Raw genomic sequence first — 11,264 nt, forward strand, 5'->3', positions numbered from 1 at the left:
GACGGGCTGGGAAAAGATATGCTGACATTACCCCAACGCGAGAAACGACAAGCCTGGCTGCTTCTGGCGCCCATGCTTGTAATGATGTTTTTACTCACCGCCTGGCCTCTCGCCCGGACGTTGTGGCTCAGCTTTACCGATGCCGGTCTGATCGGTGACGGTTCCGCCCCCAACTGGGTGGGCAGCGAGAATTTTATCTATGCACTGACGGATCCGGATTTTCGCGCCGCACTGTGGCGGACGCTGTATTTCACCGTCGTGTCTGTCGTGATTGAAGGCATCATCGGCGTGCTGGTGGCCCTGTTACTTAACCAGCCATTTTGGGGGCGCAGTGCCCTGCGCGTGCTGGTCATTTTACCCTGGGCATTGCCGACCATCGTCAACGCCACGATGTGGCGGCTGAACTTTAATCCGGATTACGGCAGCATCAACGCCCTGCTTTCTCAGCTCGGTCTGATTGATGCCTACCGCAGCTGGCTCGGCGATCCCGCCTCCGCCATCAATGCCGTGATGTTCGCCGATATCTGGAAGAACTACCCGCTGATCACCCTGCTGGTGCTGGCGGCGTTACAAACCATTCCGGAGGACCTGTTCGAAGCGGCGCGGCTTGACGGTGCATCAGCTTTCCGCCGTTTCCGTAAAATCACCTTACCGGCGATTGCGGCACCGCTGGCTGTCGCGCTGATCCTGCGCACCATCGATGCTTTTAAAATCTTCGACATCATTTATGTCATGACCCGTGGCGGCCCGCTCGACAGCACCAAAACGGTCAGCTTCTTTGTTTATCAGGAATCGTTCAGCTATCTGCGCGCCGGTAGCGGCGCCGCTTACGCGATACTGATGACACTGATCTGCGCCCTGCTGATCATGATTTATATGGTGATGTTACTGCGCCAGCGCCGTTCAGGGAGCAGCGAATGAAACAGAAAATCCGCCTCGTTTTACGTTATGTCGCCGCGCTGGTGCTGGCGGTGTCCATTCTTGCGCCATTGCTGTGGATGTTCCTGATGAGCGTCAGCTCGGCGGAAGATCTGACCCGCATTCCGCTGGAATGGCTGCCGCGTCACTGGGATTTCAGCCGTTACGCCAGCCTGCTGACTTTACAGGCCGGCACGCCCGGCGCGCTGTTCCTGCATGCGCTCGGCAACAGTGTGCTGGTGGCCTGCGGTGCCACACTGGTGTCGTTGCTGCTGGCGATACCGGCAGCCTACAGCTTTTCGCGTTATCCCGGTCGTGACGGCTGGCTGTTTGGCAGTCTGGCGATTTACATGGTGCCGCCGGTGGCGTTTGTGCTGCCGCTGTATTTCATTCTGCAACAACTGACGCTGCTGAATACTCACCTCGGGCTGATTCTGGTCTATTGCTCGATGATCCTGCCGTTCCTGACGTGGATGCTGAAAAACCAGTTCGATGCGCTGCCGGTGGATATCGAGCAGGCTTCCCGCCTCGACGGCCTGCGTTACTGGCAGGTATTGCTGCGCATCACCCTGCCGCTGGCCAAACCGGCGCTGGGCGCGTCGGCCATGTTTGGCTGGCTGCTGGCCTGGGATGAATTTTTCTACGCCTTGCTGTTTACCAACAATATCGATGCCCAGACGTTGCCGGTTACCATTGCCGGATTCACCGCCGGGCGCGCCACTGACGACGGCCTGATTGCCGCTGTCGGTATTCTTGCGGCCATTCCGCCGCTCTTCATTGCGCTCTGGCTGCAAAAAACCATGGTCAGCGGGTTAACCGCCGGCGGCAGCAAAGGCTGATTATGACCCTAAGGGAATTCTCATCAATGACAACACAACCTGAAACCCGCGCCACGCTGTATGTGGCGGGCAACATTAACGTGGATTTGATCATGAGCACGCTGCATGAATGGCCGAAAAAAGGCACCGAAGCGATGCTCGAAAGCAGTTCCTTACGCCCCGGCGGTTCAGCAGGAAACTGTGCACTGGCGCTGTCCGCGCTGGGTTCGCCTTTTCGTCTGGTGGCGAATCAGGGCAACGATCAGTTCAGCGGCTGGCTGGCGGGCATGTTCCCGGAAAGCGCATCAGGCTGGCCGACCTGTGACTGCGAAACCTCGCTGACATTTGGCGTGACGCATCCCGATCACGAACGGACGTTTTTCAGCAATCAGGGGCATATCGTCCGCCTCTCCATGCAGGATGTGCTGGGGCAAATCCCGGACACCGCTCAGGCCGGTGACTGGATATTGTTGTGCGGCACCTGGCTGTGTACCGCGCTGTATGCCGACTATCCGCAACTGCTGGCACAGCTCAGAGCGCGCGGTTATCGGGTGGCAGTCGACAGTGGCTGGCCGCCGGAAGACTGGAGCGATGCCCTGCGGGATCAGGCGGCGAACTGGCTGCCGCATTGCGATGCCCTGCTGCTCAATGAAGTCGAAACTCTCGGGCTGGCGGACTCCGCCACGCTCGACGAGGCCGCATATCATCTTCTGGGAAAGATGGCTGCAAAGGCATTTTGCGTGGCGAAATGCGGCCCGGACGGCGCACGTCTGTGGAGCCGCAACCTGACGCTGCATCAGCACGCCGAACCGGTAGAGGTGGTGGATACCATCGGTGCCGGAGACAGTTTTAACGCCGGATTTTTATCCGCGCTGATTTATGGCCTGCCGCCTGCCACGGCGCTGCAATGGGGTGTCCGCGTGGCCGGTTGTGCCATCAGCAGTTCCCCGCGCCGTTATCCTGACTGGCAATCGCTTTCTGGCCTTGTGGAGAAAATCTAAATGGCTCTGGTAGAACTGGTAAAAGTGGCCAAACATTATGGCAAAGTGCAGGTGCTGAAACCGCTGGATCTGACCATCCCGGACGGCAGTTTCACCGTACTGGTCGGCCCGTCGGGCTGCGGAAAATCCACCTTACTGCGCCTGCTGGCCGGGCTGGAATCGCTGTCTGACGGTGACATTCTGCTCGACAAACAGCAGATCAATAATTTCGATCCGGCCGATCGTGATATCGCCATGGTGTTCCAGAGTTACGCGCTGTATCCGCACCTGACCGTGGCCGAAAACATGGCATTTCACATGCAGGTGAAGAAAGTGCCGAAAGCCGAACAGCAGGCCAAAGTGCAACAGGCCGCCAAAGTGCTGGGCATCGACCATTTACTGAAACGCCTGCCGAAGGATCTGTCCGGCGGCCAGCGCCAGCGTGTCGCCATGGGGCGTGCGCTGGTGCGTAATCCGAAAGTGTTTCTGTTTGACGAACCGCTGTCCAACCTTGACGCCCAGTTGCGTATGGAGCTGCGCGCTGAAATCAAATCACTGCATCAGCAGTTCCGCACCACCACGGTGTACGTGACGCACGACCAGATCGAAGCCATGACTCTTGCCGATAATATCGTGGTGATGAAAGACGGTTTTATCGTGCAACAGGGCGATCCGCTGTCGATTTATGACAAACCGGTCAATACCTTTGTGGCGCGGTTTATCGGCTCGCCGCCGATGAATCTGCTCAGCGGCGTGTTCCAGAATATCGACGGTCAGCCGGGCGTGACCTGCGATCAGTTGTGGTTTGCGCTGCCGGAGAAATGGGCGTTACAGGCGCGGCATTCTGAAGGTCAGGCTGTCACCCTGGGTCTGCGTCCGCATGATTTGAGACCGGTGCAGCACAGCGTCCAGCCTGCGGCGACGTTGCGTCTGCTGGAAGTGACCGGCGAAAGCAGCCTGCTGCATATCGACTGGAGCGGATTCCCGTTGCATGTTCAGTTTGCCGGACGCGCCCGCGTCAGCGCCGATCAGCCGCTTTATCTCGACGCCAACAGTGAGGCGATCCACCTGTTTGATGCGGCGACAGGCGAACGTCTGGCGGAAGATCACCGTTAACACGCCACTGCGTCTCCCCCGTTTTCCGGGGGAGACCGCAAAACGCCGTTGACGCGTTTCCCCGATGGGTTATGCTCAGTCTTTGCTTATTTCATTAGCGCGCTTACTGTCTATGGGCTTCTTCTCAAACAAAAAATTCTCACTTCCGCCGGGTTCCGCACTGCCGTTGCTGGTCGCAGGGGCGTTCTTTATGGAAAACCTCGACGCCACGGTGATCGTGACCGCGCTGCCGCAGATGGCGAAAGATTTCGGCGTGCATCCGGTGGACATGAACATCGGCGTTTCGGCCTATATTCTGACGCTCACGGTATTTATTCCCGCCAGCGGCTGGATTGCTAACCGTTTCGGCACCCGTAATGTCTTCTCGCTGGCGCTGATTTTGTTCACCCTCGCCTCAGTGCTGTGTTCCGCCAGTACCAGTCTGCCGACCTTTACCGCCGCGCGCATGTTGCAGGGATTTGCCGGTGCGCTGATGGTGCCGGTCGGGCGTTTAGTGGTACTGAAAAACACCCAAAAGTCGGATCTCATCCGCGCCATCGCCACCATCACCTGGCCGGGGCTGGTCGCGCCCATCCTCGGGCCGCCGCTCGGCGGGTTTATCACGACCTATGCGTCGTGGCACTGGATATTTATTCTCAATGTGCCGCTCGGGATTATCGCCCTGCTATACAGCCGTAAACTGATCCCGCAGGTGCCCGGTGAGAAAGGCGTGCCCTTTGATATCACCGGTTTCGTGCTGACCGGCGCGGCATGTCTCGGGTTAATCTTCGGGCTGGACATGTTTAATCAGGGCAATATCGACTGGAAGCCGGTGTCGATGGTAACCGGCGCGGTGATGATGGGGGCGCTGGCAGTCTGGCATTCGCGCCGGGCTGCGCATCCGTTACTGCCGCTGACGGCATTGAAAATTAAAAGTTACGCTGTCACGATTTACGGCGGTTCGCTGTTCCGTGTTGCCATCGGCGCCCTGCCTTTCCTGCTGCCGCTGATGTTCCAGCTGGGTTATGGCATGAGTGCATTTGATGCCGGTCTGCTGGTGCTGTCGGTGTTTGCCGGAAATCTGGCGATGAAGCCTTTTACATCACCGATTCTGCACCGCTTCCGCTTTAAGTCGATTATGCTGGTTAACGGCCTGATCAATTCCGCGACCATTTTTGCCTGTGCGCTGTTGACGCCCGAGGTGCCGACGGCGCTGACGCTGTTACTGCTGTTTGCCAGCGGGATGAGCCGCTCGATGCAGTTTACCGCGCTTAACACGCTGGCCTTTTCTCAGGTGCCTTCGGAACAAATGGGCGGCGCGAACACACTGTTTAATACCGCGCAGCAGCTTTCCACCGGTCTGGGGATCGCCATCGGTGCGCTTTCCCTGCGCCTTGCGGAACATTTTCTGCCCGCCAGCGACACCTTGCAGACCGGCACGTTTCACATCGCTTTTATCATCATTGGCCTGTTTTCACTGGCCGGCACGCTCGACAGCCTGACGCTGGACAAAACGGCAGGCGATGAAATACGTCGTAAAAAAGAATCTGTACCCCGACCGGCTGTACCGGAAAAATAAGGCGCAGCCAGACTGAAATTACGTATCCGAAAAATGGAGCTAAACCATGGAATACCGTCTGTTAGGCCGTTCCGGCCTGAAAGTTTCAGTTTTAAGCCTGGGCACCATGACGTTTGGTGGTCAGGGGAAATTTGCCAAAACCGGGCAAACTGACGTTGAGGCGGCACAGCGCCAGATCGGCTTGTGCCTTGATGCCGGGATTAATCTGTTTGATACCGCTGATGTCTATTCAGGCGGTGAATCAGAAGTGATCCTCGGCAAAGCACTGGGCAGCAAACGCCACGAGGTGCTGGTCGCCAGTAAAGCCCGCTTCCCGATGGGTGACGGCCCGAACGACCGCGGCTCATCCCGCCATCATATCCTGCGCGCCTGCGAAGCCAGCCTGAAGCGTCTGGGCACGGATTATCTGGATTTGTATCAGCTGCATGAATGGGACGGCCTGACCCCGCTGGAAGAAACCTTGCGCGCGCTCGACGATCTGGTCAGCAGCGGTAAAGTGCGTTATGTCGGTGTCTCCAACTTTTCCGCCTGGCATGTGATGAAAACCCTCGGCGTGGCAGAGGCAAATCACTACATCCGTCCGGTCAGCCAGCAAATCCATTACACCCTGCAGGCGCGCGAAGCGGAATATGAACTGCTGCCCGCCGCGCAGGATCAGGGGCTGGGCGTGCTGGTCTGGAGTCCGCTGGCAGGCGGATTGCTTTCCGGGAAATATCGCCGCAATCAGGCGGCACCGGAAGGCACCCGCCATCTGGCCGACTGGGGCGAACCGCCGGTACGTGACGAAAGCGCGCTGTATGACGTGGTGGATGTGCTGGTGGATATCGCCGAAGCACGCGGCGTTTCAGCCGCCCAAATCGCGCTGGCGTGGCTGATTGCCCGTCCGCAGGTCACTTCCGTGATTGTCGGGGCGCGTAACGACACCCAGTTGCAGGATAACCTGCGTGCCGCAGAATTAAGCCTCAATAACGATGAAATTGAACGACTTAATCAAGTCAGTCAGTTGCCATTGTTGTATCCTTACTGGCATCAGGCGCAGACCGCACCGGATCGTTTATCTCCGGCAGATTTATCGCTGATTGCGCCGTATTTAAAAAAGTAACCGCAACAAAATGATACGCACTGAGACCGGTTGACTATGCCGGTCTCGTTATTTTTGTGTTAATACTTACAGAGTTCTTTGGTGTGCTTCGTGCGCATCTTGCTTAAATACAGAGGAATACCGGGATGATTATTTTTGTTACCGGCGCCACCGCCGGATTTGGTGCTGAAATCGCACGTAAGTTTGTTAAAGAAGGTCACAAAGTGATTGCCACCGGCCGCCGCAAAGAGCGTCTGGACGATCTGAAAGCGGAACTGGGCGATGCCCTGTATGCCGTTGAGCTGGACGTGACGAACCGCGCGTCTATCGATGAAGCTATCGCCAGCCTCCCCGCGGAATGGCGCAATATCGACGTACTGGTCAACAACGCCGGTCTGGCTCTCGGTATGGAAAAAGCCGACAAAGCGTCGCTGGAAGACTGGGACAAAATGATCGACACCAACACCAAAGGTCTGGTGTACATGACCCGTGCCGTGCTGCCGGGAATGGTAGAACGCAATACCGGGCATGTGATCAACATCGGTTCCACCGCAGGCAACTGGCCTTATGCGGGCGGTAACGTGTATGGCGCAACCAAAGCCTTCGTACGCCAGTTCAGCCTGAACCTGCGCACCGATCTGCACGGTACTCACGTCCGCGTCACCAACATCGAACCGGGCCTGTGCGGCGGCACTGAATTCTCCAACGTACGCTTCAAAGGCGACGATGAAAAAGTCAGCAAAACCTATGACAATACCAACCCGCTGACCGCAGCAGACGTCGCGGAATCGGTATTCTGGGCATCCACCCTGCCAGCGCACGTCAACATCAACAGCATCGAGATGATGCCAGTCAGCCAGTCCCTCGCCGGTTTGCAGGTACATCGCGAAGGGTGATGTGGACTCCTGATTTGAAAGAGAAAGCAGCTCCGGCTGCTTTTTTTATTGCCTGATTTTGTCAAGCCCACAAAAAAGGCGCGGCAAACCTGCCCGCGCCCTTCTGACTGATCCCGCGTTTTTTTACGCGCTCAGCCAACCCAGTTTGATCACAAACAGAATCGACAACACCACCAGCGCCGCATTCAGCTCACGCGCGCGGCCGGTCAGCAGTTTTGCCAGCGTCCAGGTGATGAAACCAAACGCGATACCGTTGGCGATCGAATAGGTGAATGGCATGGTCAGCGCCGTCACGGTGACAGGTGCAGCCACGGTGATGTCTTTCCAGTCGATTTCAGCCAGACCAGAGGTCATCAGCACTGCGATAAACAGCAGCGCCGGTGCGGTGGCAAAGGCCGGAACGCTACCCGCCAGCGGAGCAAAGAACAGGCTCAGCAGGAACAAAATCGCCACCACAATCGCCGTCAGACCGGTACGACCACCGGCGCTCACGCCTGCCGCCGATTCGATGTAACTGGTAGTCGTGGACGTCCCGAGCAGTGACCCGAACAGCGCAGCCGCACTGTCAGCGACCAGCGCACGGCCCATTTTCGGGATGTTGCCATCTTCGTCAGCCAGACCGGCACGTTTAGTCACGCCAATCAGGGTACCGGAGTTATCGAACACATCCACAAACAGGAATGCAAACACCACGCTAATCAGGGAAACGTTGAACGCGCCCTTGATATCCAGCTGCATAAAGGTCGGTGCAATGGATGGCGGCATGGACATCACGCCGCCAAACGGTGAGTAGCCCAGCGCAATCGCCAGAATCGTCACGCCCAGCACGCCGATCAGTACCGCGCCTGTCACTTTGCGTGCTTCCAGCACCACAATCACAATGAAGCCCAGCATGGCAAACAGCGGACCCGGTTTGGTCAGATCGCCCAGACCCACCAGCGTGGCCGGGTTAGCCACCACGATACCGGCGTTTTCCAGCGCAATCAGCGCGAGGAATAACCCGATACCGGCGGCAATCGCCGAACGCAGCGGCAACGGAATGCTGCGGATAATCCATTCGCGAATTTTAAAGATCGATAACGCAAAGAAGATACAGGCAGAAAGGAAAACAGCACCCAGTGCGATCTGCCAGGTGTAACCCATATGCAGAACCACGGTGTAGGTGAAGAAGGCGTTTAACCCCATGCCCGGCGCCAGTGCGATCGGGTAGTTGGCAATAAAGCCCATCAGTGCGGAACCGATTGCGGCAGCAAGACACGTTGCCACAAATACCGAGCCTTTATCCATCCCCGTCGCGCCCAAAATAGACGGGTTAACGAACAGAATATAAGCCATTGCTAAAAATGTAGTGAGTCCTGCCACAATCTCAGTCCGCACGTTGGTACGGTGAGCTTTCAATTTAAATAGTTTTTCTAACATGAGAAGGAATCTCTTGGTCGCGTGACAGCTTTTGATCGGGTGACCAAAGTGCACGCTTGTTATTAGTGTTGTTTTTCAAAACACGCACCGCGCACATAAACGTGTTTTGACGAACCCTGTCATTGCCCGTTTTGCACGCAAAACAACCTGAGGTGATTGTTTTACAAAGGGGCATCGCACAATCTAGGAAAAATGAGTGATGCAGTCCATAATAGATATCTCACTTATTCACTGCATAAATTAGTACACCCATGTCGCCATTCTCCCGGTTTTCGCAATATTTCACCGAAGTCGCCCGAACAGGAAGTTTGCGCAAAGCAGCGGAAGTGCTGCACGTCTCGGCCTCGGCCATCAACCGGCAGATCCTGCAGGCCGAACAGACGCTGGAAACCCCGCTGTTTGAGCGCCTGCCCACGGGTCTGAAACTGACCTCCGCCGGGGAAATTCTGTTCGATGATATCCGCCGCTGGCGAAAAGAGTTTTCGCGCACGCGTGAACGTTTCGACGAAATTCAGGGGCTGCGGCGCGGACATGTCACGATTTCGATGATTGCCGCACTCAGCGAAGGCATGGTGGCGGAACTGATTGCCGAGGTGGGCGCAGAGCACCCTTATCTGACGTTTGATATCCGTATAGAAGACAGCCGCAATATCAGCGAACAGGTCAGTTCAGCGGAAGTGGATTTCGGGTTATTGCTGGATCCGGTCGAACACACCGGGCTGGAAGTGCGCGCTTTCGCGGAACTACCCATCGGCATCGCCATGCCGGTCGGCCACACCCTCTCGCAGCAGGCATCACTGTCGTTCAGTGATATCGCCTCTTACCGCCAGATCATTCCCTCGGAACCGCTGATGGTGAATGCCCGTGCCAAACTGCTGTATAACCGCTATCAGCTTCTGGAAACGCCGTCGATTGTCTGTAATGACGTGCGCATGATGCGCGAACTTATCCGCAAAGGTGCCGGTGTCGGCGTGCTGAGTCTGTTAGATGTACTGCCAGATTTACAGGAAAAGCGGCTGGCGTTTGTGCCGTTGCAGGGTCGCAGCGCCAAACCGCTGACGCTGGCGTTATGCGTTGCTCCGCGCCGCCAGTTGTCGCGTGCCGCGCAGATTGTGATCCAGAAAGTGATTGTGATGATGGAAAGATTATCGCAATAACGGATTACGCGCTTTTCCAGCCAGAGATAATGATCAGCATCCCGGCCAGCGCCACACACGCGCCCAGCCAGTCGGTGGTGCTGAGTTTCACGCCATCGACAAACCGCAGCCACAGCATGGCGGTCATCACATAAACGCCACCGTACGCGGCATACACCCTGCCGCTGGCCGCCGGATGCAGGGTCAGCAGCCAGACAAACGCCGCCAGACTGAGCGCAGCAGGCAATAACAGCAAAAAGCTCCCGCCCTTACGCAGCCAGAGATAGGGCAAAAAGCAGCCGATAATTTCCGCCAGCGCGGTGGCAAAGAACAGTAAAGTTGTTTTGAGCATAATGAGGCCAGGTTTACAGTCCGTAGTTCAATCGTGAATCAACCAGTTTGCAGGCTTTGGATGACGTCAGTCTGAGGGATGTTATAATTGAAGTATTCGCCTGAGCGATGTGTAAATTAAAAGGATTAGCTAATGAATACAACGTTTATCACCCGAATGACCCGCAGTGTATTGCCGGTTGCCTTGCTGGTCATGACAGCGGCCTGGCAGGCGCCTGTTCAGGCTGCCACCAACTGTGCGGGCGGGACCTGTGTCTTTGGCGGAAGCGGCAATGAGGCCATGTCCAACGAAGAAGCCCGACAGAGCAAAGAACAATGGAACGAAACCCAGCGTCTGCGCGCGATGAAAAATGAGCGTAACGAGAAAGACTTCTCCAAATATGACCAGTCGGTTGATCTGCGCGACAAGTGTGAAGCCAGCCAGAACATCAATGCGTACTGGGAACCGAATACCGAACGTTGCCTTGATCGCCGTACCGGCCGTCAGTTACTGGCTCCGTAAATCCTGTCTGCTAAACTGGTAAGTACACTGGTTTTCATAAAAGGAATGAATGATGAAAAAGACACTCTTGGCGGGTCTTGCTGTCGTTATGTTCGCACCGCTGCTGGCACAGGCTTCCTGTGAAAGCGTCAAAGCTGACATTACCCAGAAAATCGTGGCAAACGGTTTGCCTGAATCAGGTTTCAAACTGGATATCGTGCCAAATGATCAGGCCGAACAATCCGGCGGTCAGGTTGTCGGCCATTGCGGCAATGACAGCCAGAAAATTGTGTATACCAAAACCGCTGACGCGGGAGAGACTTCAGCGGCAAGTCCTGAGACAGGGACGAGTCAGGATTCTCAGTGATAATGCCTTTCTCCTCCCCCTGCGAAGGGGGAGGTTGGGAGGGGGTTTTAATGGTATACCCCTGTCCGAATCAAACATTAACTAATTGATTAATCTTTAATACCCCACCCCAACCCTCCCCTTCGCAGGGGAGGGAGCAAATT

General features: G+C 56.3%; 12 protein-coding genes. 10 read left to right on the plus strand and 2 right to left on the minus strand.

The window, feature by feature from the left end; genetic code table 11:
- The first annotated feature begins 18 nt into the window (after nucleotides 1-18).
- The 7 genes from EYY67_RS03125 to ydfG all read left to right on the plus strand — a co-directional run bounded on the left by EYY67_RS03125 (nucleotide 19) and on the right by ydfG (nucleotide 7,367).
- The gene (locus EYY67_RS03125; protein ID WP_095922065.1) at nucleotides 19-921 is read left to right on the plus strand and encodes a carbohydrate ABC transporter permease; all 903 of its coding nucleotides are present in this window, start codon (nucleotides 19-21) and stop codon (nucleotides 919-921) included.
- Nucleotides 918-1,757, plus strand: coding sequence for a carbohydrate ABC transporter permease (locus tag EYY67_RS03130; RefSeq protein ID WP_131692813.1), 840 nt, complete (start codon nucleotides 918-920; stop codon nucleotides 1,755-1,757). Before EYY67_RS03125 ends, EYY67_RS03130 begins: the two co-directional genes overlap by 4 nt.
- Before the next feature lie 26 nt (nucleotides 1,758-1,783).
- Nucleotides 1,784-2,737: a carbohydrate kinase family protein gene (locus EYY67_RS03135; RefSeq protein ID WP_131692814.1), complete on the plus strand. Its 954-nt coding sequence runs from the start codon at nucleotides 1,784-1,786 to the stop codon at nucleotides 2,735-2,737.
- Entirely contained in the window at nucleotides 2,738-3,832 is a 1,095-nt protein-coding gene (locus EYY67_RS03140) for an ABC transporter ATP-binding protein (protein ID WP_119826094.1), read from the plus strand. It abuts the gene before it with no gap.
- Between the two features lie 112 nt (nucleotides 3,833-3,944).
- Entirely contained in the window at nucleotides 3,945-5,390 is a 1,446-nt protein-coding gene (locus EYY67_RS03145; RefSeq protein ID WP_095925142.1) for an MFS transporter, read from the plus strand.
- 46 nt (nucleotides 5,391-5,436) lie between these two features.
- A complete protein-coding gene (locus EYY67_RS03150) occupies nucleotides 5,437-6,492 on the plus strand; it encodes an aldo/keto reductase (RefSeq protein ID WP_119826096.1) in 1,056 nt (351 codons plus the stop codon).
- Nucleotides 6,493-6,617: 125 nt separating this feature from the next.
- The gene (ydfG, locus tag EYY67_RS03155) at nucleotides 6,618-7,367 is read left to right on the plus strand and encodes a bifunctional NADP-dependent 3-hydroxy acid dehydrogenase/3-hydroxypropionate dehydrogenase YdfG (RefSeq protein ID WP_095922070.1); all 750 of its coding nucleotides are present in this window, start codon (nucleotides 6,618-6,620) and stop codon (nucleotides 7,365-7,367) included.
- A 123-nt stretch (nucleotides 7,368-7,490) separates the two neighbouring features.
- On the opposite strand, the gene EYY67_RS03160 is transcribed toward ydfG, so the two are convergent.
- Nucleotides 7,491-8,786: an NCS2 family permease gene (locus EYY67_RS03160; RefSeq protein WP_095922071.1), complete on the minus strand. Its 1,296-nt coding sequence runs from the start codon at nucleotides 8,784-8,786 to the stop codon at nucleotides 7,491-7,493.
- A gap of 251 nt (nucleotides 8,787-9,037) precedes the next feature.
- Between EYY67_RS03160 and EYY67_RS03165 the strand changes: the two genes are divergently transcribed.
- The gene (locus EYY67_RS03165; protein WP_095922072.1) at nucleotides 9,038-9,943 is read left to right on the plus strand and encodes a LysR family transcriptional regulator; all 906 of its coding nucleotides are present in this window, start codon (nucleotides 9,038-9,040) and stop codon (nucleotides 9,941-9,943) included.
- Nucleotides 9,944-9,947: 4 nt separating this feature from the next.
- Here the strand turns inward: EYY67_RS03165 and EYY67_RS03170 are convergent, their stop codons facing one another.
- The gene (locus EYY67_RS03170) at nucleotides 9,948-10,274 is read right to left on the minus strand and encodes a YnfA family protein (protein ID WP_095922073.1); all 327 of its coding nucleotides are present in this window, start codon (nucleotides 10,272-10,274) and stop codon (nucleotides 9,948-9,950) included.
- 132 nt (nucleotides 10,275-10,406) lie between these two features.
- On the opposite strand from EYY67_RS03170, the gene EYY67_RS03175 reads away from it, so the two are divergent.
- Entirely contained in the window at nucleotides 10,407-10,775 is a 369-nt protein-coding gene (locus EYY67_RS03175; RefSeq protein ID WP_131692815.1) for a DUF1283 family protein, read from the plus strand.
- Between the two features lie 52 nt (nucleotides 10,776-10,827).
- A complete protein-coding gene (locus tag EYY67_RS03180) occupies nucleotides 10,828-11,121 on the plus strand; it encodes a DUF1161 domain-containing protein (protein WP_131692816.1) in 294 nt (97 codons plus the stop codon).
- The last annotated feature ends 143 nt before the right edge of the window (nucleotides 11,122-11,264 follow it).

This window comes from Rahnella victoriana, assembly GCF_004330295.1.
GTDB lineage: Bacteria > Pseudomonadota > Gammaproteobacteria > Enterobacterales > Enterobacteriaceae > Rahnella > Rahnella victoriana.